This is a genomic window from Geobacillus uzenensis (genome assembly GCF_002217665.1).
Lineage (GTDB): Bacteria > Bacillota > Bacilli > Bacillales > Anoxybacillaceae > Geobacillus > Geobacillus subterraneus.
Genome location: NZ_NEWL01000002.1, coordinates 121029 through 147650 on the forward strand (window position 1 = coordinate 121029; position 26622 = coordinate 147650).

At 55.7% G+C, this 26622-nt stretch carries 23 protein-coding genes and 1 pseudogene; 20 read left to right on the forward strand and 4 right to left on the reverse strand.

Going from position 1 to position 26622, the window contains the following annotated elements; genetic code table 11:
* Nucleotides 1-126 precede the first annotated feature (126 nt).
* The 15 genes from B9L21_RS02135 to B9L21_RS02210 all read left to right on the forward strand — a co-directional run bounded on the left by B9L21_RS02135 (nucleotide 127) and on the right by B9L21_RS02210 (nucleotide 17210).
* Nucleotides 127-1671: a long-chain-fatty-acid--CoA ligase gene (locus tag B9L21_RS02135; RefSeq protein ID WP_063165004.1), complete on the forward strand. Its 1545-nt coding sequence runs from the start codon at nucleotides 127-129 to the stop codon at nucleotides 1669-1671.
* A 48-nt stretch (nucleotides 1672-1719) separates the two neighbouring features.
* Nucleotides 1720-2844, forward strand: a complete 1125-nt coding sequence (locus B9L21_RS02140; RefSeq protein WP_063165005.1) for an acyl-CoA dehydrogenase family protein — start codon at nucleotides 1720-1722, stop codon at nucleotides 2842-2844.
* Nucleotides 2841-4055 (forward strand): acyl-CoA dehydrogenase family protein, encoded by a 1215-nt coding sequence (locus tag B9L21_RS02145; RefSeq protein ID WP_063165006.1) that lies wholly within the window; start codon nucleotides 2841-2843, stop codon nucleotides 4053-4055. Before B9L21_RS02140 ends, B9L21_RS02145 begins: the two co-directional genes overlap by 4 nt.
* Before the next feature lie 97 nt (nucleotides 4056-4152).
* Nucleotides 4153-4944, forward strand: coding sequence for an enoyl-CoA hydratase/isomerase family protein (locus B9L21_RS02150; protein WP_063165007.1), 792 nt, complete (start codon nucleotides 4153-4155; stop codon nucleotides 4942-4944).
* 15 nt (nucleotides 4945-4959) lie between these two features.
* Nucleotides 4960-5802 (forward strand): SDR family NAD(P)-dependent oxidoreductase, encoded by an 843-nt coding sequence (locus B9L21_RS02155; protein ID WP_063165008.1) that lies wholly within the window; start codon nucleotides 4960-4962, stop codon nucleotides 5800-5802.
* A 216-nt stretch (nucleotides 5803-6018) separates the two neighbouring features.
* Nucleotides 6019-7161 (forward strand): thiolase family protein, encoded by a 1143-nt coding sequence (locus B9L21_RS02165; protein ID WP_063165010.1) that lies wholly within the window; start codon nucleotides 6019-6021, stop codon nucleotides 7159-7161.
* Nucleotides 7162-7186: 25 nt separating this feature from the next.
* Nucleotides 7187-8932 carry an ABC1 kinase family protein gene (locus tag B9L21_RS02170; protein WP_063165011.1) on the forward strand — a complete coding sequence of 582 codons (1746 nt, stop codon included), beginning with the start codon at nucleotides 7187-7189 and terminating at the stop codon, nucleotides 8930-8932.
* A 158-nt stretch (nucleotides 8933-9090) separates the two neighbouring features.
* Nucleotides 9091-9423: a hypothetical protein gene (locus B9L21_RS02175; protein WP_062898874.1), complete on the forward strand. Its 333-nt coding sequence runs from the start codon at nucleotides 9091-9093 to the stop codon at nucleotides 9421-9423.
* A 27-nt stretch (nucleotides 9424-9450) separates the two neighbouring features.
* The gene (locus B9L21_RS02180) at nucleotides 9451-10557 is read left to right on the forward strand and encodes a Zn-dependent alcohol dehydrogenase (RefSeq protein ID WP_062898873.1); all 1107 of its coding nucleotides are present in this window, start codon (nucleotides 9451-9453) and stop codon (nucleotides 10555-10557) included.
* A 191-nt stretch (nucleotides 10558-10748) separates the two neighbouring features.
* On the forward strand, nucleotides 10749-11177 hold the full coding sequence (locus B9L21_RS02185; RefSeq protein WP_062898872.1) for a hypothetical protein: 429 nt from the start codon (nucleotides 10749-10751) through the stop codon (nucleotides 11175-11177).
* 63 nt (nucleotides 11178-11240) lie between these two features.
* Nucleotides 11241-12728 (forward strand): aldehyde dehydrogenase family protein, encoded by a 1488-nt coding sequence (locus B9L21_RS02190; protein WP_063165012.1) that lies wholly within the window; start codon nucleotides 11241-11243, stop codon nucleotides 12726-12728.
* 131 nt (nucleotides 12729-12859) lie between these two features.
* Nucleotides 12860-13798: a R2-like ligand-binding oxidase gene (locus B9L21_RS02195; RefSeq protein ID WP_257722325.1), complete on the forward strand. Its 939-nt coding sequence runs from the start codon at nucleotides 12860-12862 to the stop codon at nucleotides 13796-13798.
* A 222-nt stretch (nucleotides 13799-14020) separates the two neighbouring features.
* Nucleotides 14021-14626, forward strand: a complete 606-nt coding sequence (locus tag B9L21_RS02200; protein WP_062898869.1) for a DUF6230 family protein — start codon at nucleotides 14021-14023, stop codon at nucleotides 14624-14626.
* A gap of 280 nt (nucleotides 14627-14906) precedes the next feature.
* Entirely contained in the window at nucleotides 14907-16049 is a 1143-nt protein-coding gene (locus B9L21_RS02205; protein WP_063167285.1) for a DUF6114 domain-containing protein, read from the forward strand.
* A gap of 12 nt (nucleotides 16050-16061) precedes the next feature.
* Nucleotides 16062-17210 (forward strand): hypothetical protein, encoded by a 1149-nt coding sequence (locus B9L21_RS02210; RefSeq protein ID WP_063165013.1) that lies wholly within the window; start codon nucleotides 16062-16064, stop codon nucleotides 17208-17210.
* Between the two features lie 170 nt (nucleotides 17211-17380).
* Here B9L21_RS02210 and B9L21_RS02215 read toward each other — a convergent pair whose 3' ends face one another.
* Nucleotides 17381-18862: a response regulator transcription factor gene (locus B9L21_RS02215; protein WP_063165014.1), complete on the reverse strand. Its 1482-nt coding sequence runs from the start codon at nucleotides 18860-18862 to the stop codon at nucleotides 17381-17383.
* A 475-nt stretch (nucleotides 18863-19337) separates the two neighbouring features.
* On the opposite strand from B9L21_RS02215, the gene B9L21_RS02220 reads away from it, so the two are divergent.
* Nucleotides 19338-19850 (forward strand): molybdenum cofactor biosynthesis protein B, encoded by a 513-nt coding sequence (locus B9L21_RS02220; RefSeq protein WP_063165015.1) that lies wholly within the window; start codon nucleotides 19338-19340, stop codon nucleotides 19848-19850.
* A gap of 42 nt (nucleotides 19851-19892) precedes the next feature.
* On the opposite strand, the pseudogene B9L21_RS02225 reads toward B9L21_RS02220, so the two are convergent.
* Nucleotides 19893-21551: pseudogene (locus B9L21_RS02225) on the reverse strand (acyl-CoA synthetase).
* Nucleotides 21552-21680: 129 nt separating this feature from the next.
* The gene (locus tag B9L21_RS02230; protein WP_063165016.1) at nucleotides 21681-22016 is read right to left on the reverse strand and encodes a hypothetical protein; all 336 of its coding nucleotides are present in this window, start codon (nucleotides 22014-22016) and stop codon (nucleotides 21681-21683) included.
* 180 nt (nucleotides 22017-22196) lie between these two features.
* Between B9L21_RS02230 and B9L21_RS02235 the strand changes: the two genes are divergently transcribed.
* Nucleotides 22197-23417 (forward strand): argininosuccinate synthase, encoded by a 1221-nt coding sequence (locus B9L21_RS02235; protein WP_063165017.1) that lies wholly within the window; start codon nucleotides 22197-22199, stop codon nucleotides 23415-23417.
* A 49-nt stretch (nucleotides 23418-23466) separates the two neighbouring features.
* Nucleotides 23467-24846 carry an argininosuccinate lyase gene (gene argH / locus B9L21_RS02240; RefSeq protein ID WP_063165018.1) on the forward strand — a complete coding sequence of 460 codons (1380 nt, stop codon included), beginning with the start codon at nucleotides 23467-23469 and terminating at the stop codon, nucleotides 24844-24846.
* A gap of 159 nt (nucleotides 24847-25005) precedes the next feature.
* Here the strand turns inward: argH and B9L21_RS02245 are convergent, their stop codons facing one another.
* Complete coding sequence (locus B9L21_RS02245) at nucleotides 25006-25452, reverse strand: universal stress protein (protein WP_063165019.1); 447 nt, start codon at nucleotides 25450-25452, stop codon at nucleotides 25006-25008.
* A 112-nt stretch (nucleotides 25453-25564) separates the two neighbouring features.
* Between B9L21_RS02245 and B9L21_RS17525 the strand changes: the two genes are divergently transcribed.
* Together B9L21_RS17525 and B9L21_RS02250 are read left to right on the forward strand one after the other, a co-directional pair.
* Complete coding sequence (locus B9L21_RS17525; protein ID WP_168157868.1) at nucleotides 25565-25705, forward strand: hypothetical protein; 141 nt, start codon at nucleotides 25565-25567, stop codon at nucleotides 25703-25705.
* A gap of 97 nt (nucleotides 25706-25802) precedes the next feature.
* Nucleotides 25803-26567, forward strand: coding sequence for an SDR family oxidoreductase (locus B9L21_RS02250; protein ID WP_063165020.1), 765 nt, complete (start codon nucleotides 25803-25805; stop codon nucleotides 26565-26567).
* Nucleotides 26568-26622: the final 55 nt, after the last annotated feature.

Consider the following 26622-nt stretch of genomic DNA (forward strand, 5'->3'; position numbering starts at 1 on the left):
AAAAACAACCAGCATGTTGTTCCGTGCATTGACAACAGCACCGACCGTCAGAAGGAAAGGAGACAAAATGCAGCGGGCTTGGCCTTTTTCGCAGGCCCACCCAATTTGGTTAAAGGAGACGAGGGCATGGATTTGCGCACGGTTTGGACAAAAAATATCGAGCAGTTCGGTCCTTACGCGGCGTTGATATTTGAAGGGAAAGAGTACACGAACGTCGAGTGCGACGCCCGTTCGTCCCAATTGGCTCACACGTTGATCGAGCTAGGGGTCAGGCCGGGCGACCGCGTTGTCGTGACGATGCCGAACAGCCCGGAAGTGGTGATCGCCTTCAGCGGCGTCGTGAAGGCCGGAGCGGTGGTTGTGCCGGTGTTGCCGCTGTTGCAGGCGCAGGAGATCCACTATATTTTCCGGGATTGTTCGCCGAAAGTTGTGCTTACAGCGGAAATGCTGCTCGGGAAAGTGAGGGAAGCGGCGCGCGATTTGCCGCGTTCGCCGTCCGTGTTGACGCTCGAGCCTTCCAACTCGCCTCACTCTTTGTGGACGAGGATGGAGCAGGCTCCTTCCACTCTGCCGGAGGTGGCGGTCGCTGACAACGATGCAGCCGCATTGCTTTATACATCAGGAACAACTGGCCAGCCGAAAGGGGTCGTATTGACGCATCGCAACTTGTACGCCAATGCCGAAGCGGCAGCCGAAATGGCCAAGCTGCTGCAAACGAAGAGCGATCGTGTCAGCCTCGGTGTTTTGCCGATTTCTCATGCGTTCGGTTTTACGATGATGAATGTGGCGCTGCTGCTTGGCGACCGTGTCGTTCTTCTGCCGCATTTCGAGCCGAAAAAAGTGCTTGAAGCCATCGAAGTGCACCGGGTGACGCACACCGCGATGGTGCCGGCCATGTTTCACGCCTTATGCCATGCTCCTGAGGCCGATCGGTATGACACCTCAAGCTTAGCGGCCTGCGTGTCCGGCTCTGCCTCGCTGCCGCCGGCGCTTGCCGAACGGTTTCAGCGCAAGTTTGGCTGCTTGATTTTGGAAGGCTACGGCCTGTCGGAAGCGGCGCCGATCGTTACAGCAACCGATCCGACGAAACCGATCAAGCCCGGATCGGTCGGACTGCCGTTGCCGAGCGTGAAAGTCGCCGTTGTCGATGAACAAGGCAATCCCCTGCCGCCCAATAAGGTTGGGGAGCTGATTGTTTCTGGGCCGAACGTTTTCCGCGGCTACTATGGAAAAGATGAGGAGACGCGTCGAGCGCTGCGCGGCGGCTGGCTGTACACCGGCGACATGGCGCGCATCGATGAAGACGGGTACGTGTTTATCGTCGACCGGAAAAAAGATGTCATCATCCGCGGCGGATTCAACATTTACCCGCGCGATCTCGAAGAACTGCTCATGTCGCATCCCGATGTGCTGGAGGCGGGCGTTGTCGGCGTTCCATCGCCGAGGATGGGAGAAGAAGTCGCCGCTTACGTCGTCATCCGCCGCGGGGCGAGCGTGACGGAAGAGGAACTCATTCGCTTTTGCCAAGAGAAAGTGGCTAAGTACAAAAGCCCGCGCTTTTTGAAGATCGTTGGTTATTTGCCGAAAAATCTGCTCGGAAAAACGGACAAGAAAAAGTTGCGCGAGTGGGCGAACGAGTTCGTTCCCGCCGTTGTGGATAGGAACGAATGAGCGGAACGCGCGCACCCATTCTGATTGGCATAAAAGGAGGGAGGAACGATGATCTCATTTCGGCCGACCGAAGAGGAGCAAGCGTTTTGTGAAGTGGCGAAAACGATCGCCGATGAAGAGCTGCGGCCGAGCGCCCACGATTGTGAACAGCATCGTTTTGTAAGCGCCTCCATCGTCAAACGCCTTCACGAATTGGGGTTTTTAGGACTGGAACTTCCAGAAAGCTGGGGAGGGCTTGAACTTCCGCTCATATCCCAAGCGCAAATTTGGCAAGTGCTCAGCTATGGAGATTTAGGTATTGTTCAAGGGCTTCCCGGACCAGGTGAAGTCGCCTCGCTCATGCGCCAGACGCCTGATCACCCCATTTGGCAGTCGTATCGGGAAGCAGGCCAAACGGGAATGTGGCCGACGGTGGCATTCATTGACGGTGAAGAAACGATCGATGTCCGCCGCGGCCGCGACGGCTATCGGCTCAACGGGACATCCGTGCCGGTTCGGCGCGCCGCCTTTGCCGATTGGGTGGTTGTGGCCGCCAAAGACGGCGGGGGGGAACCGGTGATTTTCGTCTTCGATGAGCGCACATGGGAGACGGTCGAGGGCGATTTCCGGCTCGGGCTGCTGGCGGCGGGGCTTGGGCGCATTCGCTTTTCCGAGGTGTTCGCGAGCACTGGCCGCATGCTTGCCCGCGGAGAGGAGGCATCCACCTTGCTTGGGCACGCCCGCGCCCGCCAGTGCGTGCTCGAAGCGGCGAAGGAAGTCGGGCTGATGGAGGCGGCGCTTAGTTACACCATCGAATACACTGCTGGCCGAAAGGCGTTCGGGCAGGAAATCGCCAAATTCCAAGGCGTATCGTTTACGGTTGCGGAAATGGCGTTTGAATGCCGCGGGGCGCGGAACATCGCCTGGGCCGCCGCCTGCCGCGTTGACGAGCAAGGAAGGACGGCGGAAGGCTTCGCCTGGCGGGCGCTCGCCCGCGCCCACCGGTCGGTGCGCTACGTCACCGATCAGGCTGTGCAAATGCTGGGCGGGCACGGATATGTGCAAGAATATCCGGCCGAAAAATGGATGCGCGACGCCCAAGCGCAAGTGCTGCTGTATGCGCGGGAAACGGACTGGTTCATCCGCCGCGGCGAACAGCTGCTGGACGAACGGAAAGAGAGGGTGGCGCCATGATTTCGTTTACCTTATCACCGCAGCAAAAACAGATCAAAGAACTCGTCCATTGGTTCGCCAAACATGAAGTGCGCCCGCTTGCCCTCGAGGCCGACCGGCTCGGACGGGTGCCGGAGGAGTGGCTGCAAAAAGTCAACAAAATGGGCATCCAGCTGAACACATCATCATTCGGCGGCGGACGATCGGCACCAGCAACGGAGCAGAAACCGGAAAAAAAAGAACGCGAAGGCAACCGCGTGGCGGTGATTGCCGCCGAGGAGCTCGCGTGGGGCTGCCCGGCCATTACCTTGTCCCTTCCCGGCCCCGGCCTTGGTGGGCCGCCGATTCAGTCAAGCGGCACTCCGGAACAGAAGCAGCGCTTTTTATCGATATTCACGAAAGACGAACCGCGCTGGGGGGCGTATGCGCTGACCGAGCCGGAGGCCGGTTCGGATGCGTCCGGCATTCGGACGACAGCGAGAAAAGTTGACGGCGGCTATGTGTTGAACGGGCAAAAAATTTTCATCACCAACGGCGCCCGCGCTTCATGGGTCGTCGTGTTCGCCACGGTGGATCCGAAGCTCGGCCGCGCCGGACACCGGGCGTTTGTCGTCGAAAAAGGGACGCCGGGATTTTCGGCGGCGCGCACCGTCCATAAAATGGGACTGCGCGCCAACGAGACAGCGGAGCTCGTGTTTGAAGACTGCTTCGTCCCGGCGGAAAATTTGCTCGGCGGAGAGGAGCTGTACAGCGCCGCGGCCCATCAACCATCCGGCTTTCAAGTGGCGATGAAGACGTTTGACAGCACGCGGCCGATCGTCGCCGCCATGGCGGTGGGCATCGCCCGCGCGGCGTACGAATATACGCTTGAGGTCGTCAAACGGGAATATCCGAAGCAAGGCCGTTTGTACTATGAAGCGGCTGAGCTGCTCGCCGAGGCGGAGCAAGAGATCGATGCGGCGCGTCTGCTCACGTGGGAAGCGGCGTGGAAAGGGGACATCGGTGAAGCGAACGCGATGGAAGCGGCGATTTGCAAGGCGGTGGCTGGCAAAATGGCGCTGCGCGTATGCGCGATGTGCCTTGAGCTGCTCGGCCCTGTCGGCCTTGATGGGCATTTGGTTGAGAAACTGTATCGCGACGTGAAAGTGTTCGATATTTTCGAAGGCACGCAGCAAATCCAGCGCCTCGTCACCGCCCGACGGTTGTATGCGCCATACGGCGTGCACGTCTAGAAGGGAGAGGCGGCGGCCCAAGCCTCTTCTGCTCGCGACGGAGAACGATGATCATTTGTGAAGTTGCTGGTTTGATCGAATGAAAGGGGGAATTCCGATGCCTTATGAAACGTTGCGCATCGAGCGGCGTGACAAAGGAGTCGCCTGGCTGATCATCGACAACCCGCCGGCGAACGCCATTAGCGAACGGCTGATGGAAGAGTTGGAGAAAGCGGCTGATGAGTTGGAAGCCGACAGCAAGGTGCGCGTAGTCGTCATCGCATCCGCCCATCCGAAAACGTTTCTTGCCGGCGCGGATTTAAAGGACATGATTCAGCGGGGAAGCCAGTTTGCCGGCAATGAGGCGGGCATTGCCGAACAGAGCGCCCGCATGCAGCGTTGCTTCGACCGCTTCGCGGCGATGCCAAAGCCGGTCATCGCGGCCATCAACGGCTATGCGCTCGGCGGCGGCTGCGAATTGGCGCTCGCTTGCGATTTCCGCCTCATGGGCGGGGGCAAAATCGGCCTCACAGAAGTTTCCCTCGGCCTCATTCCCGGCGCGGGCGGCACGCAGCGGCTGACGCGTCTTGTCGGACGGTCGAAAGCGACAGAGCTTATTTTTCTCGCCCGACGGCTCGACCCGCAAGAAGCGCTCGCTCTCGGCCTCGTTCATCGCGTCGCACCCCCAGAGCGGCTCGAAGAAGAAGCGGCAGCGTTTGCCGAGCAATTGTCAGAAGGCGCGGTGCGGGCGATGGGGCTCGCCAAGCGGGCCATCTATGCGGCCGAGGGGCTTCGGGAAGACGGATTTGGCATCGAAGCGGCGTCATTTGCGGCCACGTTTAAGACGGGAGAGCCGGCGATCGGGCTGGCTGCGTTTTTCCGAAAGAAACAACCGCAATTTTTACGGTAAACGGAGGGATTATCGATGTCATCATGGGCGGAACTGCTGAAAGGAAAAGTGGCGGTCGTCACCGGTGCTTCGCGGGGGCTGGGGCGCGCGGATGCGCTGGCGTTGGCGGAAGCGGGGGCTGATGTCGTCATTACCGATATTTTGCTTGAATCGGATGAGGAAAGCAGGCAAACGGCGCAAAAATACGGACCGCTCTCCCAAGTGATGCAAAGCACGAAAGTTGTGTATGCGGAAAAAACAGCGGAAGAAATCCGCGTCATGGGGCGGCGGGCAATGGCGCTCAAACTGGACGTCACCGACCGCGAACAAGTGAAGGAAGTGTTTGCCCGCGTCAAAGAGGAGTTCGGATCGATCGACATTTTGGTCAACAATGCCGGCACGCTCGACCACGTTTCGCAAATCGAAAAGCAAAATGATGCGTTTTGGGAGCGCGATTTGCGGGTGAACTTAACCGGCACGTACAACTGTACAAAAGCGGTTTGGCCGTACATGAAAGAGCAAGGATGGGGACGGATCATCAACATGTCGTCCGTCGCCGGCACGCTTGGCGGCTTCGGCCAGGCGAGCTATTCGGCGACAAAAGGAGCGGTGTTGAGCTTTACGAAAAGCATGGCGCTTGAAGGAGCGCGCTATGGCATTACAGTGAACGCCATCGTGCCGGGCATTATCAACACGGAAGCGTTCCGCATGGGCAACCCGAAAATGAACGAACGGATGATCCAGCGCACGGCGTTCCGCCGCCCGGGTGAGCCGGAAGACGTCGCCAACGCCATCGTCTTCCTTTGCTCGGATAAGGCGAAATACATTACGGGGATTGGATTGAATGTTTCCGGCGGCATTGAATTGTTTACGTTTTGAACCAAAAACGCGGGAACGGGGGCGCCGGCCTGACGGCAGCCAACTTTTTAGGCTGTCCGGAAGCTCCGTTTTCTAACCGCGTCGGAAACGTCCTTGGCCAAGACCGAGATCAGGTGGAGCATGGTGAGGGGATCCGAAGCGGCGGGGCTTCTGCAGCCCGCAGCGGCTCGCCATGAAGGGAGCAGATGGACTTTCATATAGAACAGGAGGAGCGGCATGAGGGAAGTTGTCATTGTCGATGCCGTGCGCACGGCGATCGGCAAGAAAAAAGGGGCGCTCGCAAACGTCCATCCGGTTGACTTGCTCGTCCCTGTGCTGCGGGCGCTTGTGGACCGAAACGGATTGGACGCCGGCTTGGTGGAAGACATCGTTGTCGGCTGCGTGACGATGACGGGGGAGCAAGGCGGCAATATTGGCCGCCAAGCGGCGCTGGCTGCCGGATTTCCGGTCGAAGTGCCGGCGTTTTCCTTAAACCGGATGTGTGGCTCGAGCCAACAGGCGATTCACAGCGCGGCGCAGGCGATTTTGGCCGGCGACATGGACATCGCCATCGCCGCCGGCGTGGAAAGCATGACCCGCGTGCCGATGGGAAGCGACATGGGACGGTTCAGCCGGCAGCTGACAAGTCGGTACAACATTGTGCCGCAAGGGATTTCCGCCGAGATGATCACGAAAAAATGGGGGTTGTCGCGGGAAGAGTTGGATGCGTTTTCACTCGAAAGCCACCAAAAAGCGGCCGCGGCGGCCGACGGCGGGATGTTTGCGCGGGAAATCATCCCGCTTGAAGTGCGAGGCGAAAACGGAACGATAACATTTGCCCGTGATGAAGGGATCCGCCGCGATACATCGAAGGAGAAGTTAGCGGCGCTTACGCCGTCATTTCAGCCGAAAGGCGGCGTCATTACGGCGGGCAACTCAAGCCAAGTGAGCGACGGAGCGGCCGGCGTGCTGCTCATGTCGTCGGATAAAGCCCGGCAGCTTGGCTTGCGGCCTAGGGCGCGCATCGTCGCCCGCACGGTTGTCGGCGAAGATCCGATTCTGATGCTCACGGGCGTCATCCCGGCCACGCGCCGCGTGCTCGAAAAAACGGGACTGCGCCTTGACCAAATCGATGTCATCGAAATCAATGAAGCGTTCGCTTCGGTCGTGAAGGCGTGGGAGCGGGAACTCGAGCCGGATATGGCGAAAGTCAATCCGCGCGGCGGGGCGATCGCCCTCGGCCACCCGCTCGGCGCGAGCGGCGCCCGGTTGATGACGACGCTGCTGCATGAACTCGAGGACATGGACGGGACATACGGACTGCAGGTGATGTGCATCGGCTTTGGCATGGCGACCGCCACGATCATCGAGCGGCTGTAAGCATAAGCAGAAAGGGGGAAGCGGGTTGCACGCATCACTTGAAACGGCCAAAACAACACCGACGCCCGACTTGGCGGCTATCGGCGCCGCCATTGAAGTCGAGCTGGCCGCCATCACGGCGGGAAGGCGGCGGAGAAAAATCATGGCGACGCTTGTCAAAAACGGGCTTGGCATGGTGTTTGGCGATGTCATTGCCCATAAACTGCGGGGGAAAGAAGGGGACAGTGATTCCTTGCGCCAGATCGGCCGCCGGCTGCGTTTGGCGTTTGAGGAGTTGGGACCGACGTTCATCAAGCTTGGACAGGTGCTCGTCACCAGGCAGGATTTGCTGCCGGAGCCGATCACGGTCGAGCTCGAACGGCTGCTTGATCGGGTGCCGCCGATCGAGTTTGCGAAAATCCAGTACATTCTTGACCGGGAGCTGTCAGACGGTCTTGAGACGTTTGAATGGATCGAAGAAACGCCGCTCGGCTCGGCATCGCTCGCTCAAGTGTACAAAGCGAAACTCAAAGACGGACCGGTTGTCGCGGTCAAAGTCGTGCGCCCGACAGTCGAAAAACTGTTTCAAACCGACATCGCCATTATCAAAAAAATGGCTGCCCGCCTGCAGAAGCGGCTGCCGCCTGAGTTGCAGGCCGCCCTTGACCTCGGGGGACTCGTGCAAGATTACTACAGCAGCGCCATGGATGAGCTCGACATGACGGGAGAAGCAAGAAAAATGCAAGAAATGAAGCAAAAGTACGAAAGGAGGACCGAACATGTCACAGTTCCACACGTGTACGAAGCGACGAAAAGCGTCTTGATCATGGAATACATTGACGGCTGGCTCATTAAAGACTTTCCTGTCGATTTTCTTACTTTCGAAGAGCGGGTCAACATCATGATCGATCTGGTTCATCATTACGTGCAAACGATGCTCGACGGCCATTATCATGCGGATGCCCACGGTTCCAACATCATGATCGACAAACGGACGAAAAAGGCGGTCATCATCGACTGGGGAATGACCGGGCGGATGGATAGCTTGATGGCACAAATTTTGATGCGCGTCATTTTGCACATCCAGCTCAACCAAGCGGAAGACGCTGCCGAAGTGTTTATGGAGCTCCTGACGCCGACCATTTACACCGATGTTGTCAAATTGAAGGATGAGCTACGGACGCTGACGTTAAACTATGTATCCGCCCACCAGGGAAGCAGCCGCTACAATTACGGCCGCCTTGTCCTTGAAGCGACGGCGATCGGGTTTCGCAACTACTGCAAAGTCCCGAATGGCTTGGCGCTTTGGGCGAAAGGATTTTCCGCCACCGAGGGAACGGCGCGCTGGATTTGTCCGGAAATTTCGTACGGCGAAGTCGTCGAGGCGTATGAAATCCCGATTTTGAAGAGCATTCTCGGAAAGCGCTTTAATTTCCGCGCCAACGCCAGCTTTGTCGCCGAAACGGCGGAAATGATCGCCACCTTCCCGCGCCGGTTCAACAAAGTGCTCGAGACGATGGCGGAAAACAAATGGCGCATGACCGTGCAGCTGCAAACCGACCCGGTGACGCGCAATACGCTCAATCAAATCGCCAACCGGCTGGCGCTTTCCCTCATCGCGTTTGCCATCATCGTCGCCACTGGGTTTGTCATTGCCAGCATTCCGAGCGGGACGTTTTTAGGAATGGACAAAACGACGGTCGCCAACATCGGGTTGGCCGCCTCTTTCCTCTTGGTCGTGTTTCTTTGCTGGAGGCTGTTCCGCACGCGCAAGCAGCGACCATGGTTTTAACGAGAGCGTCGCGGAAATGGGAGAGACACTCCGCACGAGATCCGATTGGGCATGAGGAGACGATCAGAGCGGGATTCGCCCTCGGCAAACGTTCGTCAAAGGGAAAAAGCGCGTCAAGGGCGACGGGAAAGACGAGAAGTGGGGAGGGAGGAGAAAGCATGCATGACGATGAACAAGAACAACTGACGATGTCCAAACGAATCGAAGCGTTTTATCGGCAAAGCGGCGGACCGGGAAACCCGACGATCCGTCGGCTGTTGGAGAGGCATTTGTTGTATGGAAAAGACCATGGCATTCCCGGAAAACGGGAAGAATTTACGGACGCGTTTCGTGAAGTGTTTTTGCAGGATCATTCCACCCGCTCGCTCGTTCTCGGGCTGTTCAAGCTGAAAGCCGCCTTCCAGGACGAATGGAACGCCTACCTCGATGCGCTGCGAGGTCAAGGCGCCGTCCGTGAAGAGGAAGCGGATATGGCGGGCAAGCGGGCGTAATATGGGGATGGAAAAGGAGGAAACGACATGACGAAAGCTGCGGTATTGCACCGTTATGGGGAGCCGCTGACAATCGAAGAAGTGGAGGTGGCGAGCCCCAAGCGCGGGGAAGTCAAGGTGAAACTGAAAGCGGCCGGCCTTTGCCATAGCGATTGGCACGTCGTCGAAGGCAAGCTCCCTCTGCCGCTGCCGATCGTGCTTGGCCACGAAGGAGCGGGCGTTGTCGAGGAAGTCGGAGAAGGCGTGACAAATGTCAAGCAAGGCGACCATGTGGTGCTCAATTGGGTGCCATCGTGCGGCCGGTGTCCTTATTGCCGCCTTGGCCGGCCTGATTTATGCGAAACAGCGGCCCAGCTGACGGCGACCGGCACGCTGCCGGACGGGACGACGCGCTTTTCCCTCGGCGGAAAGCCAGTCTATCAATTTCTCACCGCCGGGGCGTTCAGTGAGCGCACGATCGTGCCGGAGCAGGCGGTCATCCCGATCCGTCGGGATGTGCCGTTTGAACTGGCGGCCTTGATCGGCTGCAGCGTCATGACTGGGGTGGGGGCGGTCATTCATACGGCCCGCGTTCGCCCGGGCAGCACAGTTGCAGTCATTGGCGCCGGCGGCGTCGGCTTCAACATCATCCAAGGAGCGGCGCTGGCTGGGGCTAAACAAATTATCGCCGTCGACATTGTCGAGGAAAAATTGGCGATGACGAAAACGTTCGGGGCGACGCATACAGTCAACGCCCGCGAGGAAGATGCCGTCAGCGCCGTGCTCGACTTGACTGACGGCCTCGGCGTCGACTACGCGTTTGAAGCGATCGGCCGCCCGGAAACGATGGCGGACGCGTACAACATGACGAGAAAGGCGGGAACGACAGTCATCGTCGGCATCGCCGCGCCGCATGAAACGGTGGAGATCAACGCCTTTTCGCTGCCATCCCAATCGAAAACGTTGACTGGTTCTTGGCTCGGCCAAGGTAATCCCCCGGTCGACTATCCGAAGCTGCTCGACTTGTACGCGGCGGGCAAGTTGAAGCTTGAACCGCTCATCAGCGCTGTCTATGCGCTCGAACAAATTAACGACGGGTTCGCCGCCTTAAAGAGCGGGCAAAACATCCGCGGCCTGATCCGCTTTGATGAATAAAAGCGCACCAAAAAAGAGCGGCAATGCCTCACGGCGGTCTTCAGCCGAAGGGCTCTGGAATGATCCGTCCCTGCCAGAAGCGGGATTCCGTAAGGCGGCCGTTCATTGGGCGACATCACCAACTTAGAAGGAATTAGGGATGGGGACAGCGCCTTTACGCGACATCACCAACTTAGAAAGGGGAAAACGATATGCCGATGTTTCAAAGTGAGCAAGAGCTGTATGACGTTCTCGGTCGCTTTTTTGAAAAAGTGGCGGAGACGGAAGAATCGAAACAATTGATCGCTGGAATGGAGTTGGGAGCTGGCTATGACGCGTTTGTCCAGTACGTGTTCCATAAGCCGGAAGCGAAAATTACGTGGACGCAAGAAAACGGGAGGCTGAAAATCGTCTGCGGCGAGACGGACTTGCGGCCGGAGCTCATTTTTGAGCAGACGGCGGATGTCGGGCATAAGTTTTGGCTTGGGAAGCTCGACTTGCAGCAGGCGCTCGCCCGCCAGCAAATCAAAGTGCAAGGCCCGCTCGTGAACGCGTTGAAAGTGCTGCCGCAGCTTGACGCCATCTACCCGGCGTACCGCGAATATTTGCAGGAAATCGGACGAAGCGATTTATTGCCGTAGCGGCCTGTTGATTCAGCGCCCGATCGATCGGGAGCGTGGAGCGATGAAAAGGAGGAGATGACAATGATTTCCGCTCAAACGACAGAAGCGGATTTATGGATTGATGGAGAATGGCGGCCGTCCTCAAGTGGCGAACGGTTTGACGTCATCGATCCAGCGACGGGCGAAGTGACGGCACGCGTCGCCAACGCTGGGGAAGACGATGTTGACGCGGCGGTTGCTGTCGCACAAGAGGCGTTTTTGGATCAGCGCTGGCTGGCGATTCCGCCGCTCGAGCGCGGGCGCATCTTGCGCCGCATTGCTGAGCTGATCCGCCAGCATCACGATGAGCTGGCCCGGCTGATGACAAGGGAAAACGGCATGCCGATCAACATGGCGCGGTTTATCGAAATTCCGCTCGCCGCCGATTGTTTCGACTTTTTCGCCTCGCTTGTCGTCAAGCCGCAAGGAGAGGTGCTGCCGTTTTCCGTTGCCGGCGCGGCGCCCGATTATATGGCGTGGACGATGAAAGAGCCGATCGGGGTGGCGGGACTGATTACGCCATGGAACTTCCCGCTTTTGATGCCGGCATGGAAAATCGCCCCGGCGCTGGCGGCGGGCTGTACGATGGTGCTAAAACCGGCGCCGGAAACGCCGCTAACGGCGCTCAAACTTGCCGAACTTTGCCAGGAAGCCGGCGTGCCGGACGGCGTCGTCAACGTTCTGCCGGGGCGGGATGAAGCGGGCAAAGCGCTCGTCCGCCATCCGAGCGTGCCGAAGATCGCGTTTACCGGCGAGACGGCAACGGGGCGCCATATCTTGCAGGCGGCCGCCCCCCACATTAAGCGGGTGACGCTCGAGCTCGGCGGCAAGTCGCCGAACATCATCTTTGCTGATGCGGATCTCGAGCAGGCGGCAAAAAGCGCGCTGTTTGGCGTGTTCTACAACTCCGGGCAAGTATGCCAGGCCGGGAGCCGCATTTTAGTCGAACGGCCGGTGTACGAAACATTCGTTCAGCTGTTGGCCGACCGGGCCAACACATTGCGAATGGGCCCCGGGATGAACGCGCGCACTGACATTGGTCCGGTCGTCAGCCGCGAGCAGTACGACAAAGTGCTGCACTACATCGATATCGGCCGGCAGGAGGGAGCGAAACTGGTGGCTGGGGGGAGCGCGCGGCCGGAGCTCGGCGGCTACTTTATCGAGCCGACGATCTTTGCCGATGTCAAGCCATCGATGCGCATCGCCCGTGAAGAAATTTTCGGCCCGGTGGCGGCGGTTATTCCGTTCGAGGATGAAGAAGAAGCCGCTTCCATTGCCAATGATACGATGTATGGCTTGGCAGCAGCGGTGTGGACGAACGACATCAAGCGGGCGCTCCGCTTAGCGCGCCGGGTGAAAAGCGGAACGGTATGGATCAACACGTATCAAGTGCTGTCGCCGACCGCCCCGTTTGGCGGCTATAAGCAGAGCGGCCTCGGCCGCGAGCTCGGGATGCAGGCGCTTGAACCGTATTTGGAGACGAAAACCGTCATTTGCGACGTAAACGACCGGCCGATGACTTTGTTTTAAGAGAGGGGTTTAAAAGACCGGTGACAACCAGCCGGTTCGCTCGGTTTGCGAGAAGCCGAAAGGGAGCGCGTGATGGTGCTGCAAAATGTTTCCGCTTGAGAAACGCGGTTGAGAGCACCTTTTTCCCTTACATCACTAGCCTTCAAAGGAGGAGAAAAGCGATGACTCGCCATGATGGATTTCAAACGGTGAAAGGAACGATCGATTGGGAGCATCCGATGTACAAATTGTATGAAAAGGCGAAGCGCAACGGGAAATGGAATCCGGCCGACATCGATTTCAGCCAAGACAAAGAAGATTTCGCCCGTTTGACAAGCGAAGAAAAGATCGTGGCGCTGCCGCTCGTCGCCGGCTTTTCCGCCGGAGAAGAGGCGGTGACGCTCGATATTTTGCCGATGACGAACGCCCTCGCGCGCCAAGGGCGGCTCGAGGATGTCCTGTTTTTAACGACGTTTATGCACGACGAAGCGAAACATGTCGAGATGTTTTCCCGCTGGCAGCAAGCCGTTGGCATTGGACAAATGGACTTGTCCGTCTTCCATAACGACCATTACAAACGAATCTTTTACGAAGCGCTGCCGGAAGCGATGGATCGATTGTATACCGACGACTCGCCGCAAGCGATCATCCGCGCCGCCACGGTGTACAACATGATTGTCGAAGGAACACTTGCCGAATCGGGGTATTATACATTCCGGCAAATTCACAAAAAAGCTGGGCTGTTCCCAGGGCTGCTGCAAGGCATCGATTATTTGAACATGGACGAGGGCCGCCATATTCAGTTTGGTCTGTACACGATCCAGCGGCTTGTCAACGAAGACGAGCGGTATTACGATTTGTTCATCCAATATATGGATGAATTATGGCCTCATGTTGTCGGCTATGTCGCCTATTTGACCGAGCTCGGACAGCGCCAGCAGCAGCTCGCCCGCACATCTACGTTAGAAATCGATTATGAGATGCTGAACAACTATGTTATCAAGCAGTTCAACATCCGCAAAAAACAAATCAGCCGCACGAAGCGGTATGACAGCGTCGAGGAACTGGAAAAAACATCTGCCGAGTCCTAGAGCAGACGGGCGGGTTTCGCCCGCCCGCCTGCGTCTGGCAGAAGAAAAAATCGGTTTCGCCAGCATCCTTCTGGAGGGAACCGGAAAGCAGCAGGAGAGAAAGGGATTCGTGCCCGATGTCTGTGGCAACTGTCGGTTTCGTGGGAAACAAGGTATTTATTTTGGGGGGAATAGGGATGAAGAAAGAATCATCGGATGGGAGAAAAACAGGGGGTATGAAAAATGGGGAACTTGTTTGCGGTCAATCCAAAACGATTTGCGATTGCGGGCGGAACGGGATTTCTCGCAGTCATCGCCCTAGTTGCTATGTTGCTTCTGTCAGGGACGGCGTTTGCCGCGTTTCCGCTGTCAGGCGTCGGCGGATTTACGATCAGCGCAGATAAAATTACGGGCACCGGATTTAAACTGTATCCTGCCATCGGTGAAACGGAACAAACAGGGGCCTGGGGACAGGCAGCCATCGACTTGGCGTCGGCGAACATCACGAATTTGGTGCTGGCGAAAAACATTAACACTGAATCGGCTCTCGGCGCTTATGGTATTAAAAGCATCGATGTCGTCGTCACCGGCGGCAATGTAAGTGGGCAAAATTTGAGACTGCGCGTCACCGGCATTCAAACGGACAGCACGTCATTTGCCGGCTTGGAGGTGCAAGAGCATAAAACCGACAACCCACTCAATGTCATAGACATGAGCGCGCCGAACTTGACGCTTGACAAACCGAGCTTGAATACGCATTACCTGTCGGCGGGCTCGATCACCATTCCGAACATGAAGGTGAAATTGATTGCCAACATGAAAGATGGAAGCCGGATCGGCGACTTTTAATCCGTTCTGATCATCATTTGGATGCGAGCTGTTCATGCCCTATTCCTCCCAAAATAAATGAGAAGTTCTATTTGTCATCTTGTTTCCTGTGTCATCACGTATTCATGCACAAGGCTTGTGCGCCGCTTCTTTTCATACAGGAAGGTTTTCTTCTCATCATCGCTTTTGGCAAATGAAGGGATGGTAAAGCAAGGGGGAGCCAAGAGACGAACTGCGGCGTGTTCATGCTGTTGCTCGGCCAAAAAGGAACTGAAAACAGTTAAGGAGGCAAGATGAGATGATGAGGAAAATAGTTGAAATGGGACAAATGACGGCCATCGGTGCGCTGACGGGCGCGTTTATCAGTGGAATCGTCGTTCGCGGTGGAGTGAACGGAGCGCTGTGGGGGGGACTGTTGTTGGCGGTCGTTCTCTCCTTGCTTGTCTGGTTCTTTTCTAACCGTCCAACGGCGATGGTCCGCATGAAATACGGAGCGGCTGCTTTTTTGCCGGGGATGCTTGTTGGTGGCAGCCAATGGGTGTCGCTTGGGGCTGTCGGCGCTGTGGTGGGAGGGATAGCAAGCAGCGTGCTGGCTGCTTTTTTGGCACATGACATCATCGAGAAGCAGGAAGAACAAGGACGATACATTCGCACACGGTTTCATTATATTTGGTTGTTTTTTGGAGGATCCGTTGCGACGTTTTGTGCTTTGAACGCCTTTTTTGCCGTTGAGCAGGCGGTGCCGTGGCAAACATGGGTGCGCTCCATTCCTATGGTGGTTCAGACATCGGTCGTTCTGGCTGTCGTGCTGCTTGGGTCTGTCATTTGCGTCGGTTGGAAAAAGAGAAACGCTGAAACTTGGCAGCAAGCGTGGACGTCTGCCCGCCGCCCGAGAGGAGTGCTAGTGGTTGGTGGAATGGTGGCCATCATCGCCGCTTCGCTTTTCCATTACGGCTTTTTGTCTGTCCATACCGCCGCCCGCTTCGTCGGTCCTCTGTTGTCGTATGCCTTCGGTTGGATGTTGCCGTGTGCTGTCGGGTATTTGCTTGCCGCCAACCGCCGTCGCCCTGTTTTAGGATCGGTGCTGGCGATGATTGGTGCGGTGTTTGTCTTGATTGTAGGTATCAGTGTGTTTCCAATGTTGTTGCTTCCTGGAAGTGGACTGATGTGGGCTGGGCTGGTAACGGGGTTGGTGATGATCGTTTTGGCCATTTTAAGCATCATCAAGCCGCAAAGCCATGTGGTACTCGGCAGTTTTCTCATTCTTGCTTCCATTCTTTCGTTTGTCGGTGCAGCCGGCGGCCTGATCATCGGGGGCATCATCGGTCTTTTGGGCGGTGCGCTGGTGGCGGGATGGAACGGACGGCAAGCGGGGGAGACGGACAGCGACTATCCTCCTCCCGCTTCACCTCTTCCCAACCGCTCATCAACGATGACGGGATGAAGGAGGAGACAAATGAAATCAAGCAAATGGTTGAAAACAGCGCTTCTCGCTTTGACGCTTCTTCTCTGCCTGCCGCTTGGCGGGGCGCGTTCGCTTGCCGCCGGGGAAGAACAAGGCTTTGTCATTCATGCCGATAAAGTGGTCGGCATCTTGGACTTAGGTGGGATTGTCCTTGGTTCGCCGAAAGTGATCGTCGGCAAGCTTCCAATTGCTTTCATCCAAGCCGACATCAGCGGATTGTCCATGGAGAGGGCCATCGACACGCCGCAAGGAACGATCATGTTGTCGATTCGATCGGAAGGAACGGCGCGAGCCACTTGGATGAAGCTGGATGTAACGAAATTAAAGTTTGGGGGCCTTTGCTTCGATGGTTTCCCGATTAAACAATGCTTGAAAGACGTCACGTTGGTGGCGACGAAAATGACGGCCTCGCGCCTCGCCATTCCCGATATGTCGCTGTCAGCCTCATTTTCCGGCGCATCAATGATGCAAGCAGAGCGAAGCGCGCTCGAACAAACGGATCTCGCCCAAGAAGTCGAACGGCTCATTTGGCAGCTTGATGAGCAAAAGCAAGGCAGCAACAGCGCTGCCCGCATGGTGAAGACGCTGCAAACTGATATCCCGACGCTTGAGAAGCACGTCAAGTCCAGGATGGACGAATGGACGGCGATGGAAGAAAAGCAAACCGCTGTTTCAGCTTCCCTCGAACCGCTTGAACAGGCCATGACGGGAGAACAGATAGCCGGAAGCGAAGAGCGGACGCAATATGAAGCGGTGGTGATGCGCTTTCAAGAGTGGAAACAAATGCTGGAGCGGCAAAGCGTCGCCCTTAGTGAAGACGTAGTAAAATGGAATGAACAAGATGCTTTATGGGAAAAAGCCGCTTCATACGCCGCAAAGAGCTTGAAGCTTGGAGAACAATCGAACGCGATGAGCATTCTTTCCGATTTGCGCTCATCGCTCGATGGCATCAAACAGCAGCTCGACAAGCAGAAAGAGGCCAAAGCCGTTTGGAGCCAAACGGTGAACGAGTTCGAGAAGCGGCTGGATGCGGTCGAGGAATGGTTGAAACGGAAACCGGCTGCCGGAGAGAAGAGCACAGCTGGGCGTTCCGACTTACCGCTTTCTTCGCCTAGAACAGACGGTGAAGCCACTCCATAGAGGAATAGAAGGGGGTGTCCCAGAAGGAGCGGGACACCCTGTTTCATCTTATATGCAATGTCTGCTTGTATCTACAGTGGGGATTGTGTCTGTCTTGAAGACAAACGGACCCTAACGCGAAGCGATGCCGTCGGGAAGCTCGGGCACGCGACCGAGGCACCGCCGCTGCCTTAAATGATCCCGTCGCGAATGGCCTTGACGATGGCTTCCGTCCGGTTTTTGGCGTTCATTTTTTGCAAAATCGCCGACACATAGTCGCGCACCGTATACTCGCTCAAATGGAGCCGTTTCGCGGTCTCATAGGTTGACGCACCTTCGGCGACGAGCTTCAGCACCTCGATTTCCCGTGGCGACAGGTGAGGCGTCGATGGAACGAGCTCCGGACGGCCGCCGCTGCACTTGGCCAAAATCTCCCCCGCACTTTGTCCGAATTTCATCATCGCCGTGTAGAGGTCATTGGGCAATTGAAAGGCTGTCTTCGGGCCACAATCCAAAATGGCGACGCCGATGAGCCGGTTTTCCGACGGTGCATAAATCGGGGCAATGACGATTGATTCAAGTTGAAACTGCTTGACGTATTTCATCGGCAATGCTTGCTCCGCATGGCGGATGTAAATCGGTGGTACGTTTGTCATTTGGTGAATGTATCGCTTAATGAAAGGAAGATTGTCAATATGTTCATGAATGCTTTTGATTTCATGATTATCAAGCTGATAGCCGTACAGTCCAAATCCGCTTTTATGAGTGCTGGAATAGGCGAACAGCGCACATCGTTCGAATGGCAGGTAGGCGACAAATCCAGTTGAAATGTATTCAATTGCCTGATAGAGCGATTTGGCTCGCATGATCCATTGATCAAACAACAAGACTGCGTCTTTCCAAAGATGCTGCTCTTTCGTGCGGATGAAAGTCTTCTGAGCGGCATGAAACTGTTCAAGAGCGTGAAGAAGAAACGGGATGGCGAACCGATCTTCCCCTTCGGTACAAACGAGCAAAAGATCGTCCCCCCATGGGAGCGGGATCAATCGCGTTCTGCTGGTATCCATGCGGGAAAGAATGCGTTCACATAAAGCGAAAATCGTCTCTCCGTACACCGCGCTGTCGATAAGCGCATCAGCCGCGTTCCCATACCATTTGGCGACGATGAATAATCCATTGGCTGTTCTTACCAATTGGGCGATCCATGCGATCGGCAACTGCTTGGATGAAACGATTTGCTCAAGAAACTGCTCCAAATCGAATTCCGTGCAATCAGAAGTATTAACGGACTCATGAAGCTTCAAAAAAACGTACTGAATGGCTTGATGGACACGGAAATCCATAACACCGTCCGACTGAATGGCTTCGTGGACCGCGTTTTCCATCATCGATAAAATGGCGGTCGATTGGTTGGACGACAGTTCTCCATTTCGTTTTTCCCATTCGCGGCGAAACGACGCCAGCCATTCGGCGATATCATTCATCGGATGGATCCATCGCGAAGAGAACGCGTCAATGGCAAGCCGCAAAGGCTGGGCGGCGGCGTGCTGTTTGTCCTCCAGTTCACCATATTTGTATAACCAAGCAGAAAGAATGCTGTCGCGGTGATGTTCGATCACATTCCACCCTTCTTTCAAAATGGCGTCCAATCGGCTTGAGAGGCGCAAGTTCATTCGTTTTCCCTCCTTATGTTTCTTATATGTCTTGCTTTGTTTTTTGTTTGAAAGATGAAATCGCTTTTTTCTGTCCATCAATCGTTCCGCACAAAACAGGGCATGTTGGTCGAGTTTGTCTATATGGCTGGTGAAAAACTAGTTTTTGCTTAAACCGGCGATATTTGATCAGAAAGGAGAACAGATCTGACAAGGCTTCTTTAACTGAAAAAGAGTTGGGATGAGCCGCCTTTTTCATTAAATCACCGGCCTTCTATGTCGGGAGAGAAAACCGAGTTCAAACATTTTGACAACAAGAAAAACCGGCTGTGGAGTTCCCTTTTATTTATCAAGGTAATTTATGTTAATAATATTATAACATTATTTATAGTTAATAATATTATAACAATTCAGTCTATTATGATACAAATGATTTGCGAACCGTATTCTAGTTGTGTACGATAGAGGCAAAGAAAAGAAAGGGGCTCGTGAACGGATGAGCACGACCGAACATAAGCAAGAAGCGCTCAAAACCGTCCGCTGCAAAGTCATCACTATCAGCGACACGAGAACGGAGGAAACCGACCGGAGCGGCCGGCTGATGATCGAGCTGCTCACGGAAGCCGGGCATGAGGTCGTCAGCTATGAGGTCGTCAAAGACGAAGCGGACGCCATTCGCGAGGCGGTGCTGGACGGCTGCCGCCGCGCCGATGTTGATGCGGTGCTCACCAACGGCGGCACCGGCATCGCCAAGCGCGACGTGACGATCGAAACGGTGAAAGCGCTGCTTGAGAAAGAACTCGTCGGCTTTGGCGAGCTGTTCCGCTTCCTAAGCTACACCGAAGACATCGGCCCGGCCGCCATGCTGTCGCGCGCCGTCGCCGGCGTGGCGATGGACACCGCCGTCTTTTGCACTCCCGGCTCCACCGGCGCTGTGCGCCTCGCGATGACGAAGCTCATCTTGTCGGAGCTCGGGCATGTCATAAGAGAGATTCGGAAAGACCGGTAAAGAAAAACGTGTCCGTTCGGTAAGAACGGACACGAAGTTTGATCAGGCGTTTTTCTGTTTTTCCCTTTCTTGATTGCGAAGGATAAACCGCTGGATTTTTCCGCTCGGCGTTTTCGGCAGTTCGGCGACAAATTCGACTTCGCGTGGGTATTCGTGCTTTGACAAACGCGTTTTGACAAACAACGACAGCTCTTCAGCCAGCTCATCGGATGGAGCATAGCCCTCTTTCAGCACGACAAACGCTTTGACGATCTCTCCTTTGACGGGATCCGGCTTCCCGACGGCGGCTGCTTCGACGACAGCCGGATGCTCAAGGAGGCAGCTTTCGATTTCAAACGGCCCGATGCGGTAGCCGGCGCTGGAGATGATATCGTCAGCCCGCCCCTGGAACCAGAAATACCCGTCTTCATCTTTGGTCGCCAAATCGCCGGTCAAAAACCAATGGCCGACGAGCCGCTCGGCGGTTTTTTCAGGGTCTTTCCAATCCCCCTTAAAGACGTTGGGGATCGAGTCGGTGTTAAAGGCAATTTGTCCAACTTCGCCGTCGGCGACCGGATTCCCATTCTCATCGAGCAAGGCGATGTCAAACCCCGGAAGCGGCCATCCTATCGAGCCCGGGCGGATGTCCATGTCAGCGGCGTTGAGGTTTCCAATCAGCATCAACGTTTCCGACAAGCCATAATGGTCGTGGATCGTGACGCCCACGTGCTCTTGGAAAAAGCGGATGACTTCCGGATTGAGCGGTTCGCCGGCTGAGCTCATCGCGCGCACGTTTAGATGATAGCGGCGGATGACGTCCGCGCCGGCCGCCGCCATCGCCCGGTACGCGGTCGGGGCGTACGCGAAATTGGTCACCCGGTATTTTTCCATCAAGGAATAGCACGTTTCCGGTTGAAACGGCCCTTCGTAAAAGACGATCGGCACGCCGAACGCCATCGGGGCAAAGGTGCAGAAAATCAATCCGTACGCCCAGCCCGGGTCGGCTCCGCCAAAAAAGATATCGTCGTCCCGCAAATCGATGGCATAGCGCATGTACGGATAAATATTGATCAGCATGTTATGCGGCCACATGGTTCCTTTTGGCATTCCAGTCGAGCCGGACGTATATTGGATGGCGAGCAGGTCATCGGCCGTCGTTTCTTCGATCGAGTGCTCAGTCGATGCTTTCGAAAGCGTTTCCAAAACGGATGATCTTGGCTATCTTCGCGCTCATCATCGACGACAAAAATGTGCTCGAGCGTCGGCATTTTTTCCTTTGCCGGCAATTTGGCGCGCTGTTCCTTGTTCGTCAAGAGGACTTTCGCCTCGGAATGGTTGATGCGATATTCAATTGCCTGCGGGCCAAACGCGGTAAAGAGCGGCACATACACGGCGCCGACTTTCCAAGCCGCCAAAATGTAGACGACAAGAGCCGGGTTTTTCGGCATGAGCGCGCAGACGCGATCCCCTTTTTTCACGCCCAGCTTGCGGAGCACGTTTGCCATTTGGTTGGACCAATCGCGCAATTGCCGATAGGTGATCGTTTTTTGCTCTCCTAAAGCGCTTTCATAAAAGAGCGCAATGCGGTCGGGTCATTGGCATAGCGGTCGCATATTCATGGGCGACGTTGAACCGGCTGCGGGGATCTCCATCATAATGGGCAAATACGTGATCCCAGGAAAACGATTGGATGAGTGAGACGGGTGATGTGTTGTTCACCATGTTGATCCCTCCGTTTTGTATAAAAGAAGATAAGTTAATAATAATCAAAATAACGGAAAAATTCATTATATTTTTGAAGGATAATAACGGGAGTCGTTCACACACTGAATAAAAAAGGGGGCGATTCCCTTATATCGCCCTCATTCCTTTGTTTGTACGTTTTCGCAACGTGACATTCGGCCTTGTCCGATACCAAATCCACAAATCGTTGACCATCGAGGCGAGTTCGGCGATGTCGGCGTTGAGCTGGCAGGAGCGCGCAAAATCCGTTTCTTCGCCGAGCGCGTTTTGTTTTTCATTGATCTGCCGCTCCAACGCAGCGATGCGGTCAGGGATCAAGCCGCGGATCGCTTCCCACTCGAGCAAAATCGCCTCCTGTTCCTCGGCGCTGTAGTCTTCCCAATGTTTGTCCAACTGCGGCACGCGGATGCCGAGCCGCGCGTCATCGACAAATCGATGGTTCATCTGATCCCCTCCCTTTTCTCCATTATACTAAAATGTGACAGAACTAGGAGCGGAATTTTTATGCTTTTCGTTGAATAAGTATTGAAAAATCATCGGAAAGCTGATAAAGTGATTAATGTATCTGATTTGAATATTTATTTATATTTAAGTATATTTATGTGACAGGAGAGGAGAACGACCATGGCAAATCCAAAATTGGTGCTGGCCTATTCCGGCGGTTTAGATACATCGGTAGCGATTAAATGGCTGCAGGAGCGCGGGTATGATGTGATCGCCTGCTGCCTGGACCTTGGGGAAGGAAAAGATCTTGATTTCGTGAAAGAAAAAGCGCTCAAAGTCGGCGCGATCAAATCGTACGTCATCGATGTCAAAGACGAGTTTGCGAACGACTATGCGCTCATCGCTTTGCAGGCGAATGCGCTGTATGAAGGGAAATATCCGCTCGTCTCGGCGCTGTCGCGTCCGCTCATCGCGAAAAAACTCGTTGAAATCGCCGAGCTGGAAGGCGCCGTGGCGGTCGCCCACGGCTGCACGGGGAAAGGGAACGACCAAGTGCGCTTTGAAGTGTCGATCAAAGCGCTCAATCCGGATTTGGACGTCATCGCCCCCGTGCGCGAATGGAGCTGGTCGCGCGAGGAAGAAATCGAATACGCGAAAAAACACGGCATTCCGATCCCGGTTGATCTGGACAGCCCGTTTTCGATCGACCAAAACTTATGGGGCCGCAGCAACGAATGCGGCATTTTGGAAGATCCGTGGGCTGCGCCGCCGGAAGAGGCGTACGAGCTGACGGCTTCGCTTGAAAACGCGCCGGATGTGCCGGATGTCATCGAGATCGGTTTTGAACAAGGCGTGCCGGTGACGTTAAACGAGAAAGCTTACCCGCTTGCCCAATTGATTTTGGAGCTGAACGCGCTGGCCGGCAAGCATGGCGTCGGCCGCATCGACCATGTTGAGAATCGCCTTGTCGGCATTAAGTCGCGCGAAGTGTACGAATGCCCGGGGGCGATCACGCTCATTAAAGCGCATAAAGAGCTGGAAGACTTGACGCTTGTGCGGGAAGTTGCCCATTTCAAACCGCTCATCGAGCAAAAAATCGCCGAAGTCATTTACAACGGCCTTTGGTTCTCGCCGCTCAAAGACGCGTTGGTTGCGTTTTTGAAAGAAACGCAGAAAAACGTCACCGGCGTCGTGCGCGTGAAGCTGTTTAAAGGCCATGCGATCGTTGAAGGGCGCAAATCGCCGTTCTCGCTCTATGATGAAAAACTGGCGACGTACACGTCGGAAGATGAATTTGACCATCAAGCGGCGGTCGGCTTCATTTCGCTGTACGGCTTGCCGACCAAAGTCAACAGCATCGTGAACAAACAAAACAAAGCGTCGGTGTCGACCGGCCAATAAACCATCGGGAATAGGAAGGAGGAAGTCGCATTCCTCTGCGGCGTGAGGCGTGAAAAAGCTTTGGGGTGGACGGTTTACGAAAACAGCGGAAGAATGGGTCGACGAGTTTGGCGCGTCGATCCCGTTCGACCAAGAGCTCGTCGAGGAAGACATTGAAGGTAGCCTCGCCCATGTGACGATGCTCGGCGAGTGCGGCATTCTGCCGGCGGACGACGTCGAAGCCATCAAAGGCGGGCTTTTGCGCCTGCTCGAAAAAGCGAAGCGGGGAGAGCTCGAGTTTTCCGTCGCGTATGAAGATATTCATTTAAACATTGAAAAAATGTTGATTGACGACATCGGTCCGGTCGGCGGCAAGCTGCACACAGGAAGAAGCCGGAACGACCAAGTGGCGACCGATATGCATCTATATTTGCGCAAGCGCGTCGAAGAGATTCTCGGCCTCATCCGCGGGCTGCAGCGGGCGCTTGTGTCTCAAGCCGAGAAGCATGTCGAAACGATCATGCCGGGGTATACGCATTTGCAGCGGGCGCAGCCGATTTCGTTCGCCCATCATCTGCTGGCGTATGTTTGGATGTTGGAGCGCGATTATGAGCGGTTTTCCGAGTCGCAAAAGCGCATCAACAAGTCGCCGCTTGGCGCCGGGGCGCTCGCCGGCACGACGTTCCCGATCAACCGGCAGCGGACGGCCGAGCTTTTGGGCTTTGCCGATAGTTACGAAAACAGCTTAGATGCCGTGAGTGACCGCGATTTCATCATCGAATTTTTCAGCAACAGCTCGATGCTTATGATGCACTTGTCGCGGCTCGCTGAGGAGCTCATCCTTTGGTCAAGCCAAGAGTTCCAGTTCGTTGAGCTTGATGACGCGTTTGCGACCGGCAGCAGCATCATGCCGCAAAAGAAAAACCCGGACATGGCCGAGCTCATCCGCGGCAAAACCGGGCGCGTGTATGGGCACTTAATGGCCTTGTTGACGGTGATGAAAGGGCTGCCGCTTGCCTACAACAAAGATATGCAAGAAGATAAAGAAGGCATGTTCGATACGGTGAAGACGGTCATCGGTTCGTTGAAAATTTTCACCGGCATGATCGAGACGATGAATGTGCGCGCGGATGTGATGGAGCGGGCGACGAAACAAGACTTTTCGAACGCGACCGAGCTCGCCGATTACTTGGCTGCCAAAGGCATGCCGTTCCGCGAGGCGCATGAGGTCGTCGGCAAGCTCGTCTTGCGCTGCATTGAACAAGGCGTCTTTTTGGCCGATTTGCCGCTTGACGTGTATCAAGAAGCGTCGCCGCTCTTTGAAGAGGACATTTATGATGCGTTGAACCCGCGCACCGCCGTCAACCGCCGCAACAGCGCCGGCGGCACCGGGTTCGCGGAAGTGCGCACGGCGCTTGAAAAAGCGAAAGAACGATTGGGCACCCTGTAACATGGCAGGGTGCTTTTTTTGCCGTTGGATCGGTAGGGGCGACGCGGCGGATGATCACCGGGGAGGACGCGGTTGTGTGCTTCCTAGGCCTGCCATCTGATTGGACCGTCCTTGAGGCCCAACACCGCCTGTGTCTCTAGTGAAAGCGGGAGGCAAAGGTTATTCTTTCGGCGTCCTGACGACCAACACATCGCATTTCGCATGGCGGACGATGTTTTCCGACACGCTGCCGATTAAGAACCGCTCGACCGCGTTCAGCCCGGTCGCCCCGCAAATGATGAGGTCGGCTTTGTATTTTGGGGCAACGTCCTTGGCGATTTTTGCTTTCGGCGAGCCAAACGCAATGTCAATCTCCACATCGTTGAGTCCAGCGCCAACGGCCTCGTTTTTATACTGCTCGAGCAGGTCGTTGGCGTATTGCTCCGCCCGCTCCGCGAGCGCATAATCATGCGCTTCGACGGTCGTAAAGCCGCGCAAATCAATGATGTGGGATAAAATGAGCTTCGCCCCATTTCGTTTTGCCATTTCGATCGCTTTTTTCAGCGCCCATTCTGCTTCTTTCGAGCCGTCAACGGCGACGACGATCGTTTTGTATGTCGTTGCCATGTTCTCCACTCCCTTTGGATAAAAATGTTACCTCTATATATAGTATACCCTCCCCGTTCTGGCGGGAAACTAGGCCATATATTTCGATTTCGTGAACGAGGGAGGAAAAACAATGGAAAAGCGGTATGACGGCTGGCAATACGATGAGGAAGAAGTGCGGACGATCACCGAGCAAATTACCGAATCGTATGAGAGCGGCATCATCGATGACGACGAACCGTATTACGACCCGCGCCGGGAAGTCGGCGAGTAACCATAGCGGCCACGCGCTATGGTTATTTTTTTGTATTCTCTCCTGTTTGTAGTAAAGTAAAAATGAGACAGGCGAATAGCGGCAAGGAGGGAGAACAGTGCGGCACGCCTTAATCACGGCCGGAGCAAAAGGGCTGGGGAGAAAAGTGACGGAGCTGCTGCTTGACAAAGGGTATTCGGTGACGGTCAACTACCGGAGCGATGAGCGGGCAGCGCGCTCGCTCCAAGAGCGGTATAAGGATGCGAGCGATCGGCTTCAATTTGTGCGCGGCGATGTGACGAACAAAGACGATTTGGCGGCGTTGATCGACGCCGCCATGGAACGGTTCGGCCGCATTGATTGCCTCATTAACAACGCCGGGCCGTATATTTTTGAGCGGAAAAAGCTGGCCGATTATACGGAAGATGAATGGTATGAAATGATCGAAGGCAACTTGAGTTCTGTGTTCCATTTGGTGAGGCGGACGATCCCGATTATGCGCAAGCAGCGGTTCGGCCGCATTATCACCTACGGGTTCCAGGGAGCGGCCGATGCCCCGGGATGGGTGCATCGTTCGGCGTTTGGCGCGGCGAAAGTCGGATTGGTGTCGCTGACGAAAACGATCGCCCTCGAGGAGGCGGAATACGGCATCACCGCCAACATGGTCTGTCCAGGCAACATCGTCGGCGCCATGAAAGAGGCAGCGATCGCTGACGCCCGCGCGAAGCGGGATGAGGAGACACCGGTCGGGCGCCCGGGAACAGGCGAAGACATCGCTCGCGTCATCGCCTTTTTATGCGAGGATGATTCCGATTTCATCACCGGCGCGGTCATTGACGTTACCGGCGGGGTGAACGTGCTGTACCGCCACTTTTTCCAATAGGCGCCCGCGCCGCTTTTTCGTTTGCTTTTCCGCCGAACGGGGAACAATAAAAGGG